Origin of the sequence: Pseudomonas sp. GV105, assembly GCF_003058185.1 — a bacterium.
GTDB lineage: Bacteria > Pseudomonadota > Gammaproteobacteria > Pseudomonadales > Pseudomonadaceae > Aquipseudomonas > Aquipseudomonas veronii.
On record NZ_QBUF01000009.1, the window covers coordinates 241,466 to 264,833 of the forward strand.

The 23,368-nt window shown below is 63.5% G+C and carries 19 protein-coding genes and 1 pseudogene; 6 read left to right on the plus strand and 14 right to left on the minus strand.

Annotated elements, in window-relative coordinates; genetic code table 11:
- Positions 1–249 precede the first annotated feature (249 nt).
- Positions 250–612, plus strand: a complete 363-nt coding sequence (locus C8K66_RS19495; protein ID WP_046384081.1) for a hypothetical protein — start codon at positions 250–252, stop codon at positions 610–612.
- A complete protein-coding gene (locus tag C8K66_RS19500) occupies positions 600–1,520 on the plus strand; it encodes an ABC transporter six-transmembrane domain-containing protein (protein ID WP_046384082.1) in 921 nt (306 codons plus the stop codon). Before C8K66_RS19495 ends, C8K66_RS19500 begins: the two co-directional genes overlap by 13 nt.
- Before the next feature lie 7 nt (positions 1,521–1,527).
- Here the strand turns inward: C8K66_RS19500 and C8K66_RS19505 are convergent, their stop codons facing one another.
- The 9 genes from C8K66_RS19505 to C8K66_RS19545 form a co-directional block, all read right to left on the minus strand.
- Entirely contained in the window at positions 1,528–2,469 is a 942-nt protein-coding gene (locus C8K66_RS19505) for a helix-turn-helix domain-containing protein (protein ID WP_046384083.1), read from the minus strand.
- Between the two features lie 76 nt (positions 2,470–2,545).
- Entirely contained in the window at positions 2,546–3,325 is a 780-nt protein-coding gene (locus C8K66_RS19510; protein ID WP_108525697.1) for a 2-keto-4-pentenoate hydratase, read from the minus strand.
- Positions 3,322–4,929: a bifunctional 3-(3-hydroxy-phenyl)propionate/3-hydroxycinnamic acid hydroxylase gene (locus C8K66_RS19515; protein ID WP_046384085.1), complete on the minus strand. Its 1,608-nt coding sequence runs from the start codon at positions 4,927–4,929 to the stop codon at positions 3,322–3,324. Before C8K66_RS19515 ends, C8K66_RS19510 begins: the two co-directional genes overlap by 4 nt.
- A 63-nt stretch (positions 4,930–4,992) precedes the next feature.
- Positions 4,993–5,595 (minus strand): amino acid synthesis family protein, encoded by a 603-nt coding sequence (locus C8K66_RS19520; protein ID WP_108525699.1) that lies wholly within the window; start codon positions 5,593–5,595, stop codon positions 4,993–4,995.
- Between the two features lie 15 nt (positions 5,596–5,610).
- Positions 5,611–6,060: a VOC family protein gene (locus C8K66_RS19525; protein ID WP_046384087.1), complete on the minus strand. Its 450-nt coding sequence runs from the start codon at positions 6,058–6,060 to the stop codon at positions 5,611–5,613.
- 11 nt (positions 6,061–6,071) lie between these two features.
- The gene (locus tag C8K66_RS19530; protein WP_046384088.1) at positions 6,072–7,112 is read right to left on the minus strand and encodes a YCF48-related protein; all 1,041 of its coding nucleotides are present in this window, start codon (positions 7,110–7,112) and stop codon (positions 6,072–6,074) included.
- Positions 7,113–7,124: 12 nt separating this feature from the next.
- Entirely contained in the window at positions 7,125–7,919 is a 795-nt protein-coding gene (locus C8K66_RS19535) for an SDR family NAD(P)-dependent oxidoreductase (RefSeq protein WP_017846967.1), read from the minus strand.
- Between the two features lie 26 nt (positions 7,920–7,945).
- Positions 7,946–9,436 carry an aldehyde dehydrogenase family protein gene (locus C8K66_RS19540; RefSeq protein ID WP_108525701.1) on the minus strand — a complete coding sequence of 497 codons (1,491 nt, stop codon included), beginning with the start codon at positions 9,434–9,436 and terminating at the stop codon, positions 7,946–7,948.
- Positions 9,437–9,447: 11 nt separating this feature from the next.
- On the minus strand, positions 9,448–10,989 hold the full coding sequence (locus C8K66_RS19545; protein ID WP_057004878.1) for an acetolactate synthase large subunit: 1,542 nt from the start codon (positions 10,987–10,989) through the stop codon (positions 9,448–9,450).
- Positions 10,990–11,251: 262 nt separating this feature from the next.
- Between C8K66_RS19545 and C8K66_RS19550 the strand changes: the two genes are divergently transcribed.
- Positions 11,252–12,010, plus strand: coding sequence for an IclR family transcriptional regulator (locus C8K66_RS19550; RefSeq protein WP_046384091.1), 759 nt, complete (start codon positions 11,252–11,254; stop codon positions 12,008–12,010).
- 27 nt (positions 12,011–12,037) lie between these two features.
- Here C8K66_RS19550 and C8K66_RS19555 read toward each other — a convergent pair whose 3' ends face one another.
- The 4 genes from C8K66_RS19555 to C8K66_RS19570 all read right to left on the minus strand — a co-directional run bounded on the left by C8K66_RS19555 (position 12,038) and on the right by C8K66_RS19570 (position 17,765).
- Positions 12,038–13,360, minus strand: a complete 1,323-nt coding sequence (locus tag C8K66_RS19555; protein WP_169864809.1) for a hypothetical protein — start codon at positions 13,358–13,360, stop codon at positions 12,038–12,040.
- 89 nt (positions 13,361–13,449) lie between these two features.
- Positions 13,450–14,799 carry an aminotransferase class III-fold pyridoxal phosphate-dependent enzyme gene (locus C8K66_RS19560; protein WP_046384092.1) on the minus strand — a complete coding sequence of 450 codons (1,350 nt, stop codon included), beginning with the start codon at positions 14,797–14,799 and terminating at the stop codon, positions 13,450–13,452.
- Positions 14,800–14,810: 11 nt separating this feature from the next.
- Entirely contained in the window at positions 14,811–16,232 is a 1,422-nt protein-coding gene (locus C8K66_RS19565) for an aldehyde dehydrogenase family protein (RefSeq protein WP_046384093.1), read from the minus strand.
- Positions 16,233–16,316: 84 nt separating this feature from the next.
- Positions 16,317–17,765: an APC family permease gene (locus C8K66_RS19570; RefSeq protein ID WP_046384094.1), complete on the minus strand. Its 1,449-nt coding sequence runs from the start codon at positions 17,763–17,765 to the stop codon at positions 16,317–16,319.
- Positions 17,766–18,109: 344 nt separating this feature from the next.
- On the opposite strand from C8K66_RS19570, the pseudogene C8K66_RS31700 reads away from it, so the two are divergent.
- The 3 genes and pseudogenes from C8K66_RS31700 to C8K66_RS19580 form a co-directional block, all read left to right on the plus strand.
- A pseudogene (locus C8K66_RS31700) lies at positions 18,110–19,303 on the plus strand (HAMP domain-containing protein); the annotation flags it as partial.
- Positions 19,304–19,405: 102 nt separating this feature from the next.
- The gene (locus C8K66_RS31705; protein WP_371928148.1) at positions 19,406–20,161 is read left to right on the plus strand and encodes a methyl-accepting chemotaxis protein; all 756 of its coding nucleotides are present in this window, start codon (positions 19,406–19,408) and stop codon (positions 20,159–20,161) included.
- Positions 20,162–20,227: 66 nt separating this feature from the next.
- Positions 20,228–21,709 carry an MFS transporter gene (locus tag C8K66_RS19580; RefSeq protein WP_108525703.1) on the plus strand — a complete coding sequence of 494 codons (1,482 nt, stop codon included), beginning with the start codon at positions 20,228–20,230 and terminating at the stop codon, positions 21,707–21,709.
- A gap of 28 nt (positions 21,710–21,737) precedes the next feature.
- Here C8K66_RS19580 and C8K66_RS19585 read toward each other — a convergent pair whose 3' ends face one another.
- The gene (locus C8K66_RS19585; protein WP_108525705.1) at positions 21,738–23,348 is read right to left on the minus strand and encodes a gamma-glutamyltransferase family protein; all 1,611 of its coding nucleotides are present in this window, start codon (positions 23,346–23,348) and stop codon (positions 21,738–21,740) included.
- Positions 23,349–23,368: the final 20 nt, after the last annotated feature.

The following is a 23,368-nucleotide window of genomic DNA, read 5'->3' on the forward strand; positions in this document are numbered from 1 at the left end:
GTGATGGCATGCGCCTCTCTATTTTTATAGTTAATAGAGCCACGAAATATCGCCACTTTGCCTTATTGAACTCACAAGGACGTTGTATCGCGTTCAAGAGCTGCGAAAGGATGCCAACTCAGGGCGAATGGGTCGAAGTCACAGCAATCAATCTTGCCTGGTTCAATCAAACCCTTCCAGGCCACGGGCGCCGGGATAATGAAGCAACACCTGGCAAATGACGTTCAATGTTTTACGCGGACAATTGTTATGCCGACTCTGCATTCCGCTCGCCCCCTTGTTGACTCGAAACAGCTGGAAGCGTCACTGACGCTCTACACACTCAAACTGCGAAAGTTGCAGCGCTTCTGGATTCCCCTGCAGAAGTACGCGCCGCATTGCGTATTGGCGTTGTGGTTGATTGGTGTGTGCGCGTCGTTGATCACACAGTCTTATTGTCACTGGCTGATTACAGCGCCGGCCATTTGCATATTGATCGCCCTGGAAATCGTTATCGAAGAAGTGCAGATCAACTTGTTATTGATGACCGAGGAGGCGCGCTATCTGCTCGGCGTCGCCCGCGGTATCTATCCTCCCATGATGCGCTCGACAGGTGGCCCATGCCGTCCGTAACCCCTAGGATTGTGCTCGAAGAAAGTAAAAAGCTCGGTCAGCAATCCGCCAGCCAGACCCTCAAGGCCATTGCCAGGGCCTACCCCGGCAAGCTGTTCGCGACCTTGTCGCTGGTGGCGCTGGAAAATGCACTGCTGCTCGCCTACCCGCTGTTTGCCGGGTTTGCCGTGGACTCAATCATCCGTGGCGATGCCGCCAGCGCATTGCTCTATGCCGGCGTGGTGCTGGGGTTCTGGGTGGTGGGGGCGGCGCGGCGCGCGCTGGATACGCGCACCTTTACGCGCATCTACGCAGATCTTGCGGTGCCGGTGATCCTCAATCAGCGCCTGGAACGCCAGAGCACGTCCAAGGCGGCGGCGCGGGTGGTGCTGGCGCGGGACTTTGTCGACTTTTTCGAGAAGCACGTGCCGATCATCGCCACCGCGCTGGTCTCGATCATTGGCGCGGCCGGCATGTTGCTGGTGATCGAGCCTTGGGTTGGCGTGGCATGCCTGCTCGCGCTGCTGCTATGCGTCACCGTGATGCCCGGCTTCGCCCGGCGTAACCAGCGCTTGCATGAGCGCTTGAACAATCGCCTGGAAAAGGAAATCGGCATGGTGGAAGCCGTCGGCGCGCATACCCTGCACCGTCATTATCACCTGCTGTCGCGACTGCGCATCCGCTTGTCGGACCGTGAGGCCATCGCCTTCCTGTTCATTGGCATCCTGGCGGCGCTGCTGTTTGTGGTTGCCATCACGCAACTGGCATTGTCGCCGGCCGTAAAAGCCGGGCATATCTATGCGGTGATGACTTACCTGTGGACTTTCGTCAGTTGCCTGGATGAAGCCCCCTCGATGATCGACCAACTGGCGCGGCTCAAGGACATCGGCAAGCGCGTGAACCCCGGGCTTGGCGAAGCGGCAGACTGATCGCGCATCAGCGCTCGGCCCTGCGCGTTTCCGAGGGCGACTCGCCAAACAATTCGCGGTAATGCGCCGCGAAGTGACTCAGGTGAAAAAAGCCCATGGCCACGGCGACCTCACCGACGTTTTTCTCGCTGGCCGCGGTCGCGATCAACCGCCGCCGGACCGCGTTGAGGCGCAGATTGCGCAGGTACTCGACCGGGCGCAGGCCGGTCACCGCCTGAAAACTGTTCTGCAGGGTCCTGCGGCTGACGCGCAATTGCTCGCACAGGTCGAGGATGCTCAACGGGGTATCGCCACTGGCAACGATCAACTCCTGGCAACGCCGGACTAGGTAGGCACTGACGGCGAAATTGCCGCGCCGGCAACGCACCTCGTCGCTGGCATGGGTGAACAGGTCCAGGAAGGTGCCGAGCAGCTCATCTTCCAGGATCTTTTCCGAAACGGCGCTGATCGCGTCGGTATGTTCCAAAAGGTGACGAAACAACGGGTGAATACGCTGGTGTATACGCAGCAGTAACGCCTCATCCACACGCAGCTGAGACACAGTGGTCAGGCGTTTAAGCTGCTCGCCGGATAATTCGAAAGCCGCCAGTTTGGCAAAGCGTACTGCGTCGACGTTGATCGCGAAAAAATGCGTGCCTTCCGGGGCATGCAATACGAACTCCTCTGAATCGCGCAGCAGCACCACGCTCTGCGCGTCCACTTGCTGCCCTTGCACCACCGGCGAGCTGCCCAATGACATGGCGGCGCACAACCGGCCTTTGGGCGAGGAACCATGCTGCACCACTCGCTTGTCCAGCACCTCCTGGAAAATCTGGAAGCGATCGCAGGACAACTGGCGCAGTTCACTGGTGAGACAGCCACGGCCCAGTTGGTCGTAGATCTGCTGCCAGCCCTGGATCGAGCCGGCGTGCTGTTGAGGATCATTGAAGGTTCGGACTTCAGCGAGCATATTCGTCGTTCCTCGGCGGCCTGTGTCTGGTCATTGGCCTGAAGGGGGCTCAGTCATCCCTGACGGCAGCTGGCATTCACACGGGCACAGTGTCCGCCTGGAAAACCAAAGCCAGTTCCGTGCCAAGCATCTGCAGACGATAGGTTCCCGGCTGTATATCGATCGGTGCCAGCAACGCGCCCGACAGCACCACCTGCCCAGCCTCGATACGGTGACCGTCCGCCAGGAGCCGGCGCACCAACCAGCACAGATTGAACAGGGGGTTGTCTTCCCGAGCCTGCGTATCGCCGCTGCCCAGGTGAACCCCTTCGTGCTCCAGACGATAGGGCACGCAGGCATGCTGTTGCGGCTCGAACGGCGACCTCGGCCCCACACAGTAAAGCCCCGCCGCCGCGTTATCGGCGAGGAAGGCGCCAAGCCCGAAACGCCAGCCTTGCCATCGGCAGTCGGCGATTTCGAACGCGGGCGCCACCTCGGCGATGGCCGTCAGAATGTCCTGGTCGCGGTAGTCCCCCGGCGCCAGCGCGTGCCCGAAGACGAACGCCAGTTCGACCTCCAGCTTGGGCTGGATCAGCCGCGCCAACGGCACCGCGCTCCCCGGCTCAACCTGCATCGCATCCGTGAGGCCGCCGTACACCGGTTCGTCGAGAGCAAAGCGTGCTTGCGCGGCTCGGCCAGCGAAGGCGACCTTCCAGCCGCTCGGTTTCTCCCCGGCGGCCACGCGTCGCTCCAGGGTCTGGCGCAACAGCGCGTAGCCTTGCTGCCGGTCCAGCGCCTGCGGTGCCAAAGGCGCTATGGCATGAGCGCTGAGCCTCGCTTGGCGCAGTTGGCCGAGTACATCGTCGGACGTGCTCATGACAGTTGCTCCGCCAGCTTGCGCAATACACCGTCCAGCCGCTCTGGGGTGGTAATGGCCGCGACAAAGCGGTCCGGACGCACCACGACGATGCAGTCGCGCACCTTGGAGAACCACTCGCCCAGCCGGTTATCCACGTCCTCCACACTGATCGCGTCCATCGCCGTCAGCGGTTGGTTGCGCCCCACGCCGCTGCGCGAACGGTTGACCTGGATAAAGCGCGTGTTCCAACGCGCCCAATACGCGGCCATGTCCTCGCTCAGTGGCGCCCGGGGATTGGTGCGGTAACCCAGCACGGCATACGAGTTGCCCAGCATGTCGTCGAGGCGCCGACGTTGGCCCTGGGCATCTTCGATATAAGGCTGCACGAACAGTTGCCCGACCAGATCGTCTTCGCGCAGCTCGGCACGCTCGTGATAGACCAGGCCTTGGGTGATGGTGGCCTTGGGTTTGAACTTGAATTCCAAGAGGTGCGAGCGCAGGTTGTCGACACTGTTGACCGCCTGGAACAGCCAGTCGCGCACGCCGGCCATCAGCGGGTTGGTCAACCCCAGCACGGCGCCCATGTTGTCGGCCAGCGCCACCAGCTCGGTGGCGTGGCCGCGGCGTTCCTGGTCGTAGCTGGCGAGGATCGACGGCGCCGCGCGGCCCTGAATGATCGCCGCCAGTTTCCAGGCCACGTTGGCCACGTCGCGCAGGCCGGAATTGAGCCCCTGCCCGGCCCAGGGCGGCGAAATATGCGCCGCATCGCCGACCAGCGCGACCCGCCCCTGGACAAACCGCGCCGCAACACGGGAGTGGTGGGTGTAAGCGCGGATCCGGATGACGTTCAACTGATCCACGGCCGCGCCGATATGGCCGCGGATCAGTTCACGAATCGTCGCCTCGTCGCACATCTTCGCTTCGTCTTCGCCCTCCAGCAGCATGAACTCCCAGCGCCGCTGCTGATAAGGCAGGTAGATGCACACGAAGGGCCGTTGCGGATCGGCATGCAGGGCGGTGTACGGCGCATCCAGGGTGTCGTTGGCCGTATCGACCACCACCCATTTGCGCGGATGCGTGAGCCCGAGCAGTTCGACGCCCAACTGTTTGCGCACGGTGGAACGCCCGCCGTCGGCGCCAATCACATAGTCGGCCTGCAATTGGTAGAGCTCGCCGTGGGCATCGCGCACCTGCAAGGTCACGCCCTGCTCGTCCTGCTCCAGTTCGAGCAGTTCATGGCCCTGGCGCAATTGGACGCTGGCGTGCTGCACGAGATGTTCGCGCAGGGTGCCTTCGAGCAATTGCTGCATGAAGATGTTCCGCATCGGCCAACCGTACTGCGCGACGCTCGGCTTGACCTCGGCGAAACACACGCCGCGCGCGTTGTAATAGCGCAGCGGCACATCGCAGATCATGTCACGTGCGGCCAGCTCGGCAATGCCGATCCCCTGCAACACGCGCAGCGCTTCATCGTCCATGCCGACTGCGCGGGGATAAGGCAGGATGCCGTCGGCCAGTTCAAGGACGACGCAGTCGATACCGTACATCCCCATATAGTGTGCGGCGGTGATCCCGTTCGGGCCGCCGCCGACAATGACCACCTGGGTTTTGTCCTGCTTCATCGCTAGTCACCGCTTTCTTGTTGTGGTTTTGATCGGATGCCACGCAAGGCCTTGCGCCCGGGCTCAGTGCAGCCCGTCGAGACCTTGCACATCCGCCGCCTGCAAACCGCCGAGCCGTGCATGCAGGCGTCCGCGCGTGGCGAAGGCCCAGATCACAACGATCTCGTCCGGCGAAGGACCGTCACCGAACATCAGCGACATGCTGTCGTAATGGGAGCGCACATACAGCGCGTCCTTGTGAGCCAATGGCACGTCAACGGTCGAACCCGGACCGCCACGTTTGCCAGTGGACGGCACCCACGACTTGCCACCGCCCAGCGCGACACGGATCGGATCGGCGGCAGGGTTGGTCAGGAACGCGTTGCCGTGCTCGTACTCGCCCTCGGTGCCCACCAGGATAGCCTTGCCGTAGCTGACAATCTCGTGCTCGCCGGCCAGTGCGTTGATGCGCCGGCCGAACTCTTCGCCCAGCAACGGCGAGTCGTCCACCAATGCATCCAGCGTCTGGCTGAAGCGGCCGGCATAGGGGTTGGCAATCACTGCGGCGATGGCGTACTTGTACACAGGTTCGCCATCGGCCAACTGGCCGGTTTCGTTGGCCAGGGTTTCTTCAATGAAGCTGTACCATTTACGGATGTGATAGCTGGCGAAATTCGCGGTTTTCATCAGAGCTGCCTCTATTCAAAGTGGGTCGAGTTTAAAGTTCCGGCTCGGCGCGCCGGCGGCCTTGAAGCGGGCCTTGCCAAGTGCGTCGTCGTGCTCGGTCTCGAGAAAGAATTCCATGCGATTACAATCCGGATCGTGGAAATACACGCCATGGCCGATTTCGTGATCGGTGATTTTCACCACCTCGACGCCTTTGCTCAGCAACATGCCGTAGAGCTGGCGCAGGGTGGTCATGTCGCCGGCGATTTCCAATCCGTAGTGCTGCAACCCCAACCCGCCCTGATGGGCGCCGGGTTCGGCACGAATCAACGCAATGTCGTGGTGCTTGGTGCCAAACGCCATCATCACCCAGCTCTCGCCACGGGCACTTTCGTGCATACCCAGGATGTCGGCGTACCAAAGTGCTGACACATCTGGATCACTCACCCATAGCGATAAGTGAGTACGAAGGACTTCGACTTTCATCACGCACTACCTCAGTTTTTCTTGACGATGGATTGATGCCCCGCCTTGATCTGCGCCACGGCGGGGGTCCACAGCACGTCAGCGATCTCACTGAATTCGCGCCACTGCTTCTGCCAGCCGTCACCGCCGTTCTCGGAGGTGAACAAATGGCCGTACTTGGTGCCCGCCACGATTTGCCGAGGGTTCGCCGGGTTGAAGGCGATAGCCCACACACAGGAATTGGGCTGTTGCGGCAGCGGCAACACCTGCCAACTGAGCGCGGCATCATGGGAGACCAGGATCTTGCTGGTGGTGCCCGGCGTGCCGTCGGAGATGCTCAGGTACAGCGTATCCTGCGTGCCCAATGGCGCACTCATGGCGCGCGCGTAGTACAGGCCAAACGCTTCGCGGGCGACGATGCCGGTCCAGGTCAGCCCTTCATCGAGGCTGCGGTAAACCGCATTGACGCAAACCACCACGATGACTTTCTCACCGTGATTGGGCAGGACCAGGATGTTGTGGATGTCCGAGTTGAAGTCCCACAGCAGCCGATCATCGACGCGCATCCAGCTTTCGCCGCCGTTACGCGAATGGAACAACCCGCCCTCCTCGAGGCCGAACCACACCTGGTTGCGGTCGGTGGGGTCGTAGGCGAAGGCCAGCAACCGTGGACGACTGACGCCATCACAGAACTCCGGGATTTCCACCGGCGCGCGATCCCAGCTCAGGCCGCCGTCCAGGGTGCGCCACAGCTCGGCGCGCGAAGGCGCACCGGTGCCGACGAATATCCGCAGAGCATCCTGCGGGTCGACCGCCACCTTCCACACGGTCTGCCCGTTGAACGGCGTGTCGACCTGCTGCCAATGGCCGCCCGTGTCGTGGCTGACGCACAAACCAATGTCGGTGCCGGCATAAATCACGTCCGGCGTGCCGGGGTGAAAGCTCAGCGAACGGGTGATCGCATCGAACTCCAGATCCTGCCCGAGGCCGAGACGATGCCAACTGCGGCCATCGTCGGCGCTACGGATCACGGCCTGGCCGACGGTGGCGACTAATAGGGTTCCGTTACTCATCGCAGTTACTCCTCAGATGAAGATGCCACGGGTCAGGCCGCCGTCGATGCCGATGGATTCACCGGTCACCGCGCCAGCCTTGGGGGACGCCAGGAAGCCGATCAGCCAGCCCATTTCAATGGGCGCCAGCGTGCGGCGAATCGGCGTTGCGTCGATGTAGCCCTGCTCGACCTGCTCCGGGGTCTTGCCCTGCTTGATCCCTTCGCGCTCGTACAGCTCGCGGATGTGCGGGGTGTCGACCACGCCCGGGTGGATCAGGTTGACCGTGATGCCGAACGCGCCCAACTGGTCGGACAGGGTTTTGGTCATGTGCGCGATCGCCAGGTTGCGCATCCCCGAGAGGACTTTGCTGCTGCGCCCGGTGAGGCCGCCGATGTTGATGATGCGGCCGAAACCGCCCGCCTTCATGTGCGGGGTCACGGCCTTGGCACAGCGGAAGTAGCCGATCACTTTGGTGTTGAGGTCCGACAGCAACTCGTCGTCGCCGGCATGCTCGATGTCATTGCGCACCACGCCCGACGGCGCCGCGGCACCGTTGACCAGGATGTCGATGCGGCCGAAGTGCTTGTGCGCGGCGGCGACCATTTCCGACACGGCCGACATATCGTTGGTGTCGCAGAACAGCGGCAGTACTTCGTTGCCGGTCTGCGCGCTGATCTCTTCGGCGGCCAGCTGGAGAAACGCCATGCGCCGCGCGCAGATCACCACCTTGCAACCTTCTTCGGACAGAAAGCGCGCAACTTCCTTGCCGATGCCCATGCCACCTCCGGTGACGATTGCCACGCGGCCTTTCAATTCCAGATCCATAGCAGTTCCTCTTGTGATTATTCTGTTCAGCCGAGATCGACAAACACACTTTTGGTCTCGGTGTAGGCGTCGATAACGTTCTTGCCCATTTCCCGGCCCCAGCCGGATTGCTTGTAGCCGCCGAACGGCGAAGCCGCATCGACCACGTTCCAACAGTTGATCCACACCGAACCGGCCTGGAGCTGCGCCGCCAGGCGGTGCGCCGAGCGCAAGTCGCGGGTCCACAGGCCGGCGGCCAGGCCATAGGGCGAGTCGTTGGCGCGCAACACCAGGTCATCGACGTCGGTCCAGCTCATGACGGTGAGCACCGGGCCGAAGATCTCTTCGCGGGCCACGCAGGCACGCTCGGCACGATCGAGGAACACACTCGGCTGGATGAAGTGCCCGCGTTCCAGGTGCTCGGGGCGGCCGCCGCCGCAAATCAGTTCGGCGCCCTCCTCCTGGCCGCGCTGCAGGTAGCCCTTGACCGTATCCAGCTGCCGCGCGGACACCAGCGGGCCCATGCTGTTGGCCGGGTCCAGGCCGTTGCCGAGGACATGGGCGGCAGCGTGGCGCTGCAATTCTTCGAGCACCTGATCCAGCACGCTGGCGTGTACGTACAGACGCGATGCCGCCGTACACACCTGGCCCTGGTTGTAGAAAATCCCATCGGCGGCGCCCTTGGCGGCGCGCACGATGTCGGCGTCGGGCAAGATGATGTTCGGTGATTTGCCGCCCAGCTCCAGCGAGACCTTCTTCATGTTGCCGGTGGCCGCCTGGGCGATCAGCCGCCCGACCTGGGTCGAGCCGGTGAAGGCGATCTTGTCCACGTCAGGATGCTGCGCCAGCGGTGCGCCGGTCTCGGCGCCCAAGCCGGTGATCAGGTTGACCACACCCGGCGGGAAGCCCGCCGCCTCGATCAACTGCACCAGCCGGATCGCCACCAGCGGCGTCTGCTCGGCGGGCTTGAGCACCGCCACACAGCCGGTGGCCAGCGCCGGGCCGAGCTTCCACACGCACATGTTCAACGGGAAGTTCCACGGCACGATCAAGGCGCAGACGCCCACCGGCTCGCGCAACGTGTAGTTGAGCATCGGTGCGCCGCTGGCCGGCGATACCGGCAGCGTGCTGCCTTCGATCTTGGTCGGCCAACCGGCGAAGTAACGAAGGATGCTGGCCGCGCTGGCCGCCTCGGCGCGTGCGTTGGTAATCGGCTTGCCGTTTTCCAGGGTGATCAGTTGCGCCAGCTCTTCGCGGTGCTGGTCGAGCAAGTCCGCCAGGCGAAACAGCAACACGCCGCGCTGGGCCGGTGACTGCTGCGCCCAAGCCCCCGTGAATGCGGCGCGGGCGGCGGCTACGGCGGCATCCACATCGCGCTCGTCGCTGCGCGCGACTTCCGTGAGTGTTTCTTCGGTGGCAGGGTTTTCCACCACGAACCGGCGACCGCTGGCCGCGTCCTGCCAGGTACCGCCGATGAACAGACGGCCGGGTTGAGACAGGAACGCCTGGACGGCGGGTAACACGTCAAGCTGATTCATCATCGACTCCTTCACAGTGCCATTTCGATCAGGCAAGGGCCCGCATCGGCGGCGGCATTGGCCAGCGCCCGTTGCAGTTCGGCATTGGTGTGTACGGTACGGGCCGGCACGCCGTAGCCGGTGGCCAGGGCTTTCCAGTCGATCCGTGGACGGTCCAGCACGGTCAGGCTGAGGGCTTGCGGGTCGAGTTCGGTCATGCCGAAACGGCGCAGTTCGTTCTGCAGGATCGCGTAGCGGTGGTTGGCGGCGATCAGGATCACCACCGGCAATTGCTCGCGGGCGATGCTCCACAGGGTTTGAATGGTGTACTGCGCGCTGCCGTCCGATTGCAGGCAAAACACCCGGGTACCGGGCTCCGCCAGCGCGGCGCCGAACCCGACCGGAATGCCCTGGCCAATCGCGCCGCCGGTGTTGGTCAACACACGGTGCCGCGCCGCACTGGCGGAGGCGGTGAAAAACGGATAGCCGCAAGTGCCCCCTTCGACCGAGACAATGCAGTCGTCCGGCAGCGCTGCGGCCAACACTTGGCCGACCGACTGCGGCGTCAACGCGGCCTCGCCTGGCGGCAGCTCGATCCCCCGCGGGGTCGGCACATAAGCCGGTGCATTCAGCGCGTCGGCCAGCGCGGTCAACGCCCCGGCCACGTCGTCGCCGACTTCGGCCAGCGACAGCAAGCGCTCACGTTCGGCCAGCCGCGACGGAATACCTTCGTAGCCGAAGTAACTGATGGGTTCCGGGACACCGGCACAGACCACCTTGTCGTACTGCTCGAGGATCTCGATGGCCACTTCCGGGAAGTACGGCAGGCGGTCCAGGTCCGGCAGACCGCCGCCCCGGTAGCTGAGCCGGGGAAAGGTTTCGGCGAACAGCCGCACGCCGGGCAATTGCGCCAGACGCCCTGCCGCTTCCAGGCCGGCAACCGACAAGCCTTGATCGCCGACGATGAAGACCAGCCGCTGACCATCACGCAAGGCCTGCGCGACCGCTTCGATACGGTCGCCGGCAAAGCGGCGGATCGGCGCCTGCATCCGCGTGAACACACCGTTGTGCGTCACCGCGGCGGCTTGCAGGTCCATCGGCAGGATCAGGCTGGCGATCTGGCCCTTGGCTTGCCAGGCGGCACGCACAGCTTCCTGCAGGTCCTCACCGATCGCCGAGGCGGTGCGCGACGTGCGAACCCAGCCGGACACGGTGCCGGCCAGGGCCTGGATATCGCTGGCCAGGGGCGGGTCGTAGTTGACGTGCCATGAGGCGTGGTCACCGATCACATTGACGATAGGCGTGTTGGCGCGCCGCGCGTTGTGCAGGTTGGCGATGCCATTGGCAAACCCCGGGCCCAGGTGAGTCAGCGTCATCGCGGGCTTGCCGGCGACGCGGCCGTAACCGTCCGCCGCTCCGGTACAGACGCCTTCGAACAACGACAACACCGGCTTGAGGGCGGGCGCGCTGGCCATGGCCGCCACCAGCGGGATCTCCGTGGTTCCCGGGTTGGCGAAGCAGTACTCGATACCGCTTGCCGCTGCCGCATTCACTATCAGTTGCGCACCATTCATTATCAGCCCTCTCGCTTGAGCATCTTCTTTGATGAGATTTATCACACATAAAACCACATCAAACAAGCTGTTTTTTACCATTTGTCTCTATTTATGAGATAAATGCCAATTAATCGGTTATGAAAAGTGCTTCGACGATTGCTTTTTCGCTTAACTGCGATAGTGTGGCGTGACGGCCCCCCATCGGGCCGGCCGTCTTTTCAGCGCGGGCGGGCGTGCCTATAGTGCTCACCCGCGTGCCATCCCCTTTTCTAGGAACGAAATGAGCAGTCTGAGCAAGTTGTTGAGTGTCCTGGACCTGTTCGGTCCGCAGACGTTGAAGATCGATCCGGACACCATCGCCGAGCGCATGGGCCTGTCGCGCGCCACCGTGTATCGCTACGTCAAGGACCTGTGTGACGCCGGCCTGCTGACCCGCGTGGATGCCGGCAGCTACGGCCTGGGGCCGCGCGTGATCGAACTGGACTGGATGATGCGCCAGTACGACCCCATCCTCCTCGCCGGGCGCGAGCTGATGCACGAACTGTCCGCCCAGACCGGCCTGGCCGTGTTCGCCAGCGTTTTTTATGACGGGCGCATCATCAACACCTACATCGCCGAACCCAGCGACACCTACCACTTCTCCTTTGGCCGCGGACACCCGCTGCCGTTTTTTCGCGGCGCGCAATCCAAGGTGCTGATCGCCTTTCAGAAAGGTCGACGCTTGCAACGCCTGTTCGAAGAACACATGGCCAACGACCCGGACAGCCCATACGACTGGGCCAGCTTCTCCAAGGCCGCGAAAAAGATCCGCAAGGACGGCTACTGCCTGACCCACGACGAACTCAACCTGGGCCTGACCGGCATCGCCGCGCCCATCATCCGGCCGGATATGGACGAGGTGGTTGGCAGTCTGTCCGCCGTCGGCAGCAGCCAGAGCTTCAAGCTGCTGCGTCAGGAAACCGTGATCGAAATGGTGATGGACACCACACGGCGAATTGCCGAAAACATGCGCAACCCACCGAGCGCCCCCGCGTCCTGAGGGTCAGGAACGCGACGGCCGTCAACCTCAGAACGGCACCGCGACCGTGAATTGGCTGTACAGGTTGGTGCCATTGCCGACCGTCTGGTTGCCGCCGCTGGTGGAGTCCTGCTTCGGCTTGTAGAGGCCGATCAGCGGCGTGACGATCAGGTGCGGGTTGACGGCCCACTCGACGTAGACGTCCAGCTCCCGCGCATCGAGGTTCAGCGCATTGCTTTTGCGCAACGTGTCGAAGTCGAAGTACAGCGCGCCGACCGTCAGGTTCTCCAATGGCGTTGCCTTGAGACCGACGTGATGGATACCGGTGTTGCTGTTGAACGGGCCGGCATAGTTGGAGGCCACCTCGCCCTGGAACCAGGTGCCGTAACCCGTGCTGAGCCCGGTGAACAGCGGGTCCCATTTTTGCGAATAGCGCGTGTAGCGGTAGGTCAGCTTCGGCGCCCAGGCGATGTCGGCAAAGGTGTAGCCGGCTTCGCCGTACCAGGCTTTTTCAGGCCCAGCGTCTTTGTCCTGCCAGGCATACTCGAATGCCAGGCTGACGTTCGGCAGCCCGGCATCGCCTTCGCCGCGCACGCTGTAGACATTCATGCCTTTGCGCTGGCGCTGAAAATCGCTGGCCCAGCGCTCGTTCACATCGATGCCATGCACCCAGGTCAACCCCAGGGTGCCGGGCTTGGCGGTGTAGTCCAGGGTGCCGGCGGCCAGTTCGGTTTCAGCCTGGGCGCGGTTGTCGGACTTGAGCCACAACACGCTGCCATGCACGCCCTCCTGCCCGCCCAGGCGCAGGACCGCGGTTTGATCGAAGGCATGCCGCGCCGCCAGGTAAAAGGCCCCGCCACGGTTCAGCGCGCCATCCGCCGGGCCCTTGCCCAGGTTCGGCCCGTCGTCGTTGATCAGGAAACCACGACCGATCTTGACCACCTGGCGCCCACCGGAAATATCCACACCGTCCTTGCCCAGTGCCGGAAACAGGTCGCCGGAACGCCAACCGAGGTAAGCGTCTTCAATTTTCGTGGTGTGTTCGGTGCCGAGGGTATTGCCGGCCGGATCACCGTCGCCCCAGGTCGCGGAACTGACCAGCGCGAACGCGCCATAGGCCGTGCCTTTGCCTGCCAGGGCCTGGTCGCCGCTCAAGCCGTATTTGATGAAGCCTTCGCGCCAGGTCGAACCGCCCGGGGCGCCGTCATAGTTTTTGCGACTGTTGAACTGACCGAATACGGCGGTCATATCGGCGTTGAGATGCCGGCTCTCGTCGCTGTAAACCTCATAGGCATGGGCCTGGCCGACGGCGCAAAGCGCCAATGTGGCAGCCAGGGTGCCGCGGCGAAAGGGAGGGGATGGATACCGCATGGTTGAAACTCCTTGAGGTGCACCTTCAAAGGCTGTCTTAGGTATTCGCATAACACTGGCGCAGCCGCGCTGCGCCAGGCTCGCAAGGGCTAGCCGCAAGCGGCGAGCGCGGTGTCCAGCGCCGCGACGATCAATTCGGCCTCCCCGCCCGTGAGGGTCAGCGGTGGCGAAAGAACGATTTTGTTGCCGATCGGCCGCACCAGCACCCCGGCGCGGCGTGCCGCGTCAGCGATCCGCAAAGGCTGCCCGGCCGCCGGGTTCAGCGGTTCGCGGGTGGTTTTGTCCGCCACCAGGTCGAGGGCAATCATCAGGCCCTTGCCGCGCACTTCACCGACCACGGCGTAACGCTCGGTCAGTGCTTGCAGCTGTTCGAGCAATTGCCCGCCGACCTTGGCGGCGTTGCCCGGCAGGTCCTCGGCTTCGACGATATCCAGCACCGCCAGGGCGGCCGCGCAGGCGGTCGGATGCCCGCTGTAGGTGTAGCCGTGCATGATCACGTTGCTGAAGCCTTCGCCGTGCTCAATCGCGTCGACGATGCGCTGATTGAACATCGTTGCGCCCAGCGGGATATAACCGGCGGTGATGCCTTTGGCCAGGCACAGCATGTCCGGCGCGACACCCCAGCCGCGGCTGCCGAGCATGCAGCCCGAGCGACCGAAACCGGTGACCACTTCGTCGGCGATCAACAGAATGCCGTGGCGGTCGCACACCTCACGCAGGCGCTTCCAGTAGTCGTCCGGCGGCACGATCACGCCGCCGGCGCCTTGCACCGGTTCCGCGATCAACGCGGCGATGGTCTGCGCGCCCAGCAAGGCGATCTGATCTTCAAGCTGGCGAATGCAGTGTGCGGTCAGCGCTTGCGGGTCCCGGCAGTCCCAAGGGTTGCGATACAACCATGGGGTGTCGAGCAAATGGCATCCGGCCAACAACGGCCCGTGGTTGTAGTGATAAACCCCATTGCCGCCCACTGACGTGCCACCCATGTGTACGCCGTGATAACCGTTGCGCAGGGACAAAAAGCGCGTGCGCCCCGGCTCGCCGCTGGCGATCCAGTACTGGCGGGCCATTTTCAGTGCGGTCTCCACCGCATCGGAGCCACCGGAACTGAACAGCACACGCGTCATCTGCTCCTGGGCGAACATCGACGTCAGCCGCTCGGCCAGGTCGAACACCCGCGGATGGGCAATGCCGTCGAAGGTCTGGTAATACGCCAGTTCGTCGAGTTGCGCGGCAATCGCGGCCTTGACCGACGCACGGTTGTGCCCGATGTTGACGTTCCACAGGCCGCCCACGCCGTCGAGCATGCGCTGGCCGTCGATGTCGGTGATGTAGTTGCCGTCGCCACGGGCAATGATCAAGGTCTTGGCACGCTGCGCCGGGGCGCTGGAACTCATCGGATGCCAGAATTTCTTCTGCGCAGTTTTGTATTTTTCGTACATGGCTCAGGCCCTTACTCAGCGTCACGGTTGTGGACAAACAACAGCTGTTGCCCGGTGAATTCCAGCAGCCCTTCAAGGCCGAACTCGACACCGAACCCGGACATCTTGCTGCCGCCGAACGGCGTGTTCGGCTGGATGCGGGCATGGCAGTTGACCCATGCCACGCCGCTTTCCAGACGACTGGCCAACGCCGTCGCCTGTTCGACGTCCGGCCCCCAGACCGAGCCGCCCAAGCCCATGTCGCCCGCATTCGCGCGACGCAGCACATCTTCCACATCCTGATAGGCGATCAACGGCAACACCGGGCCAAACTGCTCCTCGTCGACCAGCCGCTGGCCGTCCGTGACATCGGCGACCAGCGTGGGTGGATAAAAGAACCCCGGACGCTCCAGGCGCGCGCCGCCGCACAAAACCCGCGCGCCGTGTTCGCGCGCATCGGCGACCAGTGCCTCGACCAGTTGCAGTTGCTCCAGGTTCTGCACCGGACCAAACGTGACCCCCGGCGCCAGGCCGTCACCGACGACCTGGCGTGCGGCGATGCGCGTCAATGCATCGGCAAACGCCGAGTACTGGGACTCATGAACGTACAAACGCTTGAGGGCCGCACAGGTCTGGCCCATGTTGAGGAACGCTGCCTGGAAAATCGCTTCGGCGACCTCTTCCACCGGCGTGCCCGGCAGTACGATGGCGGCATCGTTACCGCCCAGTTCGAGGGTCAATCGCTTGAGGTTGCCGGCAGCGCCGCGCATCACGCTTTGCCCGGTGGCGGTCGAGCCGGTGAAGACGATCTTCTGGATACCGGGGTGGGAGGTGATCGCGCTGCCGAAACCTTGCTCACCGGTCACGCAATTGATCACCCCGTGGGGCAGATGCCGAGCGATGATGTCCACCAGGCGCAAGGTGCTCAATGGCGTCAGGCTCGAGGGTTTGCTGATCACGCAATTGCCGGCACGCAACGCAGGCATGATGTGCCACACGGCAATCATCACCGGCCAGTTCCACGGTGTGATGGAAGCCACCACGCCCAGCGGCTTGCGGTGCAACTCGACACGCTGGGTGGGGGTTTCTTCCACCAGTTCCACGGGGATCTGTTGCGCGGCGGCATAGCGGGTCCACGCGGCGGCGCCCATGACTTCGGACAACGCCAGCTCCAGCGGTTTGCCCTGTTCGAGAACGATCAACCGGGCCAGGGCGTCGGCATCCTGTTCGATCGCCTCGGCAATCGCCAGCAGGCGCTCGCAACGCAGCGCGTGAGTGCTGTGCCGCCACGTCTTGAAGGCCGCCTGGGCAGCCGCCACCGCCTGGTCCAGTTGCGCCAGGGAACCGGCCGGGCACTGTGCGAATGCGGTGCCGGTGGCTGGGTTGATCACGTCAAACTGCCCGTTTTCACCGGCAACCTGAACCCCGTTGATCAGCATCGTGTAATGGTGCATGTGCAATTTTCCTTTAACGCAGGCACGCCTTGTCGGACACCGACAAGCGCACAGTTCGCAGTAGAGTTGTACCGGGTTGATGCCTTAGAGCTTGTGGCTGCCCAACGCCAGGAACCGCTGGGGCGATACCTTGCGCAAGCGCGCGGCGAGAAAGATGCCGCCGAGCAGGGCCAGGGGGATGACGGCGCACAGGCTGTACGACAACAGCTTGCTGGCGCCCGTGAGCACATCGAAATGCGCCACCGCCAGTACCAGCACCATCAGTAATGCCAGGCAGGAGATCCCCGGCAGAATGCGCCCGCGCAAAACGCTGACGTTGAGCTCGGGATGCCGGTGAAAATACACACACACCGCGACCGAGGTCATCGCCATCAACAAAATCACGCACAGGGTGGCGAGGTTGGAGAACCAGGCGAACAGTTGCAGGATCGGGTCCGCATCCAAGGCGGCGAAGATCAGCACTACCACTGCCGCGATCAGGCTCTGCAAGGCCGAGCCCATATGCGGGCTCTGATGCACGCGGTGCGTGGTGCCCAGCAGACTGTGCAGCAGGCCGTCGCGGCCGATCGCGTAGAAGTAGCGCGCGGCGGCGTTATGGAATGCCAACAGCCCGGCGTAGATACTGACCATGAACAGCACGCGGATGATCTGGGTCAGGTAAGGCCCGACGAAGTGATCGGACATGCCGTAGATAAAGGTCGTGGGGTCCTGCAATGCCTGCAGCATCGGCACGATCTTGTCCGCGCCCACGCCCACCACCATCGCCCAGACCGACAGCGCATAGAACCCACCGATCAACAGCACCGAACAGTAGGTGGCAATCGGAATGGTGCGCTGCGGGTTTTTCGCTTCCTCGCCGTAGATCGTCGTGGCCTCGAAGCCGATGAAGGCGGCGAAGCAGAACAGCAGGCCGATCGACGGCGTACCGCTGAACACATGCTGGCTGCTGAATGCGTCGAGATTGACCCCGCTGTCACCGCCGCTCTTGAGAATGGCGAAGTCGAGGGTGAGGATCGCCAGGTACTCGGCGATCACCACGACCGACAATACCCGGGCCGACAGATCAATCTTGCGATAACCGAGGACCGCAATACTGGCCATCGCCATCAGCGAATACGACCACCACGGCAACACCAGGCCAACCACGCTCTCCATGGTGCCGCTGACCACGCCGCCGAACATGCCATACAGGGCGATCTGGAGAATGTTATAGGCAAACATCGCCAACACCGCCGCCGAGCCCCCGGCCAAACCGCCCAGGCCACGCGAGGTGAAGGCATAGAAACCGCCAGCGTTGGTGAGGTGCCGGGACATGGTGGTGTAACCCACCGAGAACGCCAATAGCACCAGCAAGGCGAGAAGCAGCAACGCCGGGGTGCCGGCACCGTTACCCAGCATGATGCCAATCGGAAAACCGCCGGCGATGACACTGAGCGGACTCGCCGCCGAAACCACGAAAAAGATGATGAAGCCGACACCCAGGGCGCCTCGCTTCAACTCCGTGGAGCTGTTGACCTGAATAGATACACTCATGTTATTGACCTTATTGTATGAGGCAGTCGCTGTGGGGTGGCTCCGATCAAGGCTCTATCGGCACCGGGTAGCGCTTTTATTTTTTGGCTTGCACGCTGTATTCGATCCTATGCCCCCCTACAAACCCCTCGCTATCCCAAATCGGTAGCATCGCCTGCACCGCCCCAAAACAGTTCAGCGTCCAGCACCGTTCCCCGCCGATTTGGGATAACCCCCCGGATGTTCATCCCTGCACTCTAGGGTCGCCGTGCTATGCCCGGATGTCGGCTAGCAACAATAAGAAACGACGGCGCCCACCAGGCTATTACAGCCCATAGAGCCCTCACGCGCAGGAACCCCCAGCCATGCCTTTTGCTCACCTGACTATTCAATGGCGCATCACACTCCTGAGCGGGCTGTGCCTGCTGGCCGTTGTCGCCGCATTGACCGGCGCCTCGCTGTACCAGAATCAACAAAGTGCAGAACTGCTCAAGGCACGCAGCACTCAGTTGCTGGCGCAAGCGGCCACGGAGCACTTGCAGGCCCAGGCGGTTGCCCACGGTCAGCAGGTCGCGCGGTTTTTCAATGAGACGGCGCTGTATGGCGAAGGCTTCGCGCAACAGGTCCTGCAACTGCGCGAACAAACCCTCAATGGCCACCTCTCGGCGACACAACTGCGCGAAACACTGGTGAACATTACTCGCCAGACACTGCTCAAGCGCGACAAAGTGCTCGGCCTGTACGTGGTGTTGCTGCCCGATGCGCTGGCGGGTGCCGACGCGCAGTTCACCGCGCAACGTGCGTTGGCAGGCAACGAAACAGGCCGGTTCGCGCTGTATTGGTCGCAGAGCCAACCGGGGCAGTTGGTCCAGGAAGTACTCACCGAGCCGCAAATCACCGCCAACCATGCGCCGACGGGCAGTGAGCCGGAAAACGCCTGGTACGTCTGCCCGCAGGCCCAGGGCCGCACCTGTGTGGTGGCGCCCTATGAAAGCGAGGTGGAGGGCCGCAAAGTCCTGATGAGCAGCATTTCGATTCCACTGATCGCCAACGGCACGACGATCGGCGTGGTCGGCATGGACATCGGCCTCGACACCCTGCAGAAACTCGCGGCCAACCTGCGCCAGGATCTGTACCAGGGCGCCAGCGCGGTCAGCATAGTCGCAAACTCGGGCCAGGTGGCCGGGCGCAGTGGCGAGGTCTCGGGCGCCAGCATCGACATCAGTCAGGCCGTCCAGACCGTGGCGGGCAGCCCACCGTGGACGTTGCAGCTGAAGGTGCCGCAAGCCGTGGCGCAGGCCCCCGTTCGGCAGATGCAGAGCGAACTGGATGCCCAACGCCGCCAGGCCAATTGGCTCAACCTGGGCCTCGGTTTGCTCGCCAGTTGCCTGGGCATGCTGCTGATCTGGCTGGCGGCCTACGGCGTGACGCGCCCGCTGCTGAAGGTGGCCAGCCTGCTCGATGCGATTGTCGACGGCGACGGTGATCTCACCCAGCGCCTGCCGGTGGCTCGCCACGATGAGCTGGGCGCACTGAGCAACGGTTTCAACCGTTTCCTGGACAAATTGCAGCCGATCATCCGCGACATCCAATCCGCCTCGCGGGACACGCGCACCAGTGCCGACACGTCCTCGGGCATTGCCCGGGAGGTCAGCGCAGGCATGCAGCGCCAGTACCGTGAAGTGGAACTGGCGGCGACCGCGCTGCATGAAATGAGCGCCAGTGCCCAGGAAGTGGCGCGCCACTCGCACTCTGCCGCCGACGCCGCGAGCGCCGCGGAAAGCGCGAGCCGCTCCGGTCAGGCCGTCTTCGCCAGCGCCGTACACAACATCGAACACCTCGACCAGCGCCTGGACGCCACACTCAAGCAGGTACACGCCCTCGCCGACAGCAGCAGCCAGATCAGCCAGGTGCTGGACGTGATCTGCACCCTCGCTCAACAGACCAACCTGCTGGCCTTGAATGCGGCCATCGAAGCGGCCAGAGCGGGCGAACAAGGGCGCGGTTTTGCGGTGGTGGCCGATGAAGTCAGGCACCTGGCCAGCAACACCCAGAGTTCGGTCGAACAGGTGCGCAACGTGATCGAGAGGTTGCAACAGCTGAGCCAGGAGGTGGTACACAGCACTCAACTGAGTCGCGAACAAGCCGGCAGCAGCGTGATTCAAGTGCAACAGACGCGTGCGGCGCTGCAGAACATCTCCCAGGCCGTGGACGTGATCGAGCAGATGAACCAGCAGATCGCCAGCGCCGCCCTGGAACAAAGCACCGTCGTGGACGATATCAGCCAGCGTGTCAGTGACATCCGTGGCATCAGCGAAACACTCAGCACGCGCATGAACGAGGCCTCCAGGGCCAGTGACTCACTGCATGAAATGGCCAACCATCAGCAGAACCTGGTGGGCCATTTCCGTGTGTGAGGGGCAATGCAGCGCAACTGAGCTACAGTGGCCGGCCTTCGACACCTTACCCATCGAGCCCTGCCCATGACCGCTTCGCGACGCTGGTTGATCCTGGCCATTATTTCCAGCGCATTGCTGCTCATCGTGATTGACATGACCGTGCTGTACACCGCGTTGCCGACACTGACGCGCGAGCTTGGTGCGACGGCGTCGCAGAAACTGTGGATCATCAATATCTATGCGCTGATCGCCGCCGGGCTGTTGCTGGGCATGGGCACGCTCGGCGACCGCCTGGGGCATAAACGGCTATTTATCGGGGGCTTGAGTGTATTTGGGCTGTGCTCGCTGATCGCAGCCTTCTCGCCTTCGGCCGGCGTATTGATCGGCGCGCGGGGGTTCCTGGCGGTCGGCGCAGCGATGATGATGCCCGCCACATTGGCCCTGGTCCGGTTGACGTTCACCGACGAGCGCGAACAGGCCATGGCGTTCGGGATCTGGGCCTCGGTGGCCTCGGGGGGCGCGGCGTTCGGGCCGGTGGTGGGTGGCCTGTTGCTGGAGCATTTCTGGTGGGGCTCGGTGTTTCTGATCAACGTGCCGATTGTGCTGCTGGCGTTGCTCGTCGGCGTGCTGTTGATCCCCGACCACCCGGGAAACCCCGAACGACGTTGGGATTGGCTGGGTTCGCTGCAGGTGATGATCGGCTTGATCAGCATGGCGTATGCCGTCAAGGAGCTCGGCAAACGGGTGCCCTCCTTCGACGCCATGCTGGTGGCGGTCGTGCTCGGTGCGCTCTGCCTCACGCTGTTCATTCGGCGCCAACGCCGAGCGACGCAACCGATGCTCGATCTGTCGTTGTTCAGCACGCCCGGATTCAGAAATGCCGTGATTGCAGCGCTCGTGTCCGCCGCCGCCTTGATTGGCATGGAACTGGTGTTCAGCCAGCGCCTGCAGCTGGTGCTGGGCCTGTCGCCACTGGACGCGGCGCTGTTCATCCTGCCGTTGCCACTGGGCTCCTTCGTCGCCGGCCCGCTTGCCGGCTACTACCTGCCGCGCCTGGGCAACCAACGCATGCTGTTCTGGACATTGCTGCTGTCAGCCGCCGCGATGCTGGCCTATGTGTCGCTGTACAACGCCGCAGTGCCGCTGCAAATCGTCAGCCTGGCGCTGCTGGGCCTGACCATGGGGGCGGCACTGACTGCGGCGTCGAGCACTATCATGCTCAGCGTACCCGCCGACAAGGCCGGCATGGCCGCCTCCCTTGAGGAAGTCTCGTTCGAACTGGGCGGTGCGGTGGGCGTGACACTGGCAGGCAGCCTCTTGTCAGCGATCTACGCGTACTCGACAGGCTTGATGATCCCGTCATGGCTGAGCCGAAACCCCATGACATTCGAGAGCCTCGACGACGCGCTGAAAGTCGCAGAGACCTTGTCACCCGAGGGCGCCGCCATGCTGACGGCGTTCGCCCGTTCGGCGTTTGATGCAGGCTTCGTGGTCGTGCTGGTGACGATGGCGGTACTGCTGTTGATGGCCGCACTGCTGGTCAAGCTGAGCCGGCAGGCGCAGTGAAACCGCGCCCTTGGGCTCGATCAGCGGCTCACCACACGGCGATATGCGAATCCGTCCGCGGCTCGGTCCCCCCGCACAGCACGCCGCTGACCGGGTCGCGCAGAATGATCTGCCCACGCCCGTAGTCGGTCAGGTCGCTGTCGGTCTGCACCTTATGCCCGCGCCGCGCCAATGCATTGACCAAGTCCCGCGAAGCGCCGTGTTCGATGCCGACCTTCATGTCGCCCAGCCATTGCCAGCGCGGTGCGTCCAGGGCCGCCTGGGGGTTGAGGCCGAAGTCCACCAGGTTCATCACCATCTGCACATGGCCCTGGGGCTGCATGTAGCCGCCCATCACGCCGAACGGTCCGAGAGCCTGGCCGTCCTTGGTGAGAAAGCCCGGGATGATGGTGTGGAAGGTTTTCTTGCCCGCGGCCAGGCAGTTGGCGTGGGCCGGATCGAGGCTGAATTCCTGCCCGCGATTCTGCAGGGCGATGCCGCTGTCGGGCAGCACCACGCCGGAGCCGAAGCCGTGGTAGTTACTCTGGATGAACGAAACCATATTGCCTTCGGCGTCCGCCGTGGCCAGGTATACCGTGCCGCTGGCGTGGGGGTCGCCGGGCGCGGGCGGCTGCGCCTGTTCACCGATCTGGCTGCGGCGGCGCGTGCTGTAGGCGTCGCTCAGCAGATCGGCCACCGCCACACGCATATGTTGGGGGTCGGTGATGTAGTGCAGGCCGTCGCTGTAGGCGAGCTTCATCGCTTCCAACTGACGGTGCCAGGTCTGTTGGCTGTCGCGGTGATCGAAGCTGAAGCCTTCAAGGATTTTCAGCGTCATCAACGCCACCAGCCCCTGCCCGCTCGGCGGAATTTCCCAGACGTCCACGCCGCGATAATTGATATGGATCGGCGCCACCCACTGCGCGCGGTAATCCTTGAGGTCGCTGGCGCGCAGGTAACCGCCGCTGGCGCGGGAGTGCGCGTCAAGGCGCTCGGCCAAGGCGCCGCGATAGAGGCTTTCGCAGCGGGTCGCGGCGAGTTCTTCCAGTGTGCGGGCCTGGGCCGGGTTGCGGAAGATCTGCCCGGCCTGTGGTGCGCGCCCGTCGATCAGGAACGTGTCGAACCAGGCGTCCAGCACCGCGTCGCGATGGGGGCTGAATTCATTCAGGGCGATCTGCCATTGATGGGCGACCACCGGCGACACGGGGAAACCGTCGCGCGCCAGGCTGATCGCCGGTTGCAGCAGTTCGGCAAAGGGCAACTTGCCGAAGCGTTGCGACAGCTCCGCCCAGGCCGATGGACAACCGGGCACGGTGACCGGTGTCCAGCCGTACAGCGGCATCCGCTCATGGCCCGCCGCCTTGACCGCCTCGATGTTCAAGGCGGCCGGCGCGTGGCCGTTGCCGTTCAGGCCGTGCAACTGGCCCTTGCACCACACCAGGGCAAAGGCATCGCCGCCCAGGCCGCAGCCGGTGGGTTCCACCACGGTGAGCGCCGCCGCCGTGGCGATGGCGGCATCGATGGCATTACCGCCCTTTTGCATGATCTCGATCCCGGCCTGGGCGGCCAGCGGTTGGGACGCCGCGACCATGCCGCGACGGGCGAAGACGCTTTGGCGTTGCGACGGATAAGGGTACTCGTGAGCAGAAAATTTCAACATGGCAAAGGCTCTTCAAAAAA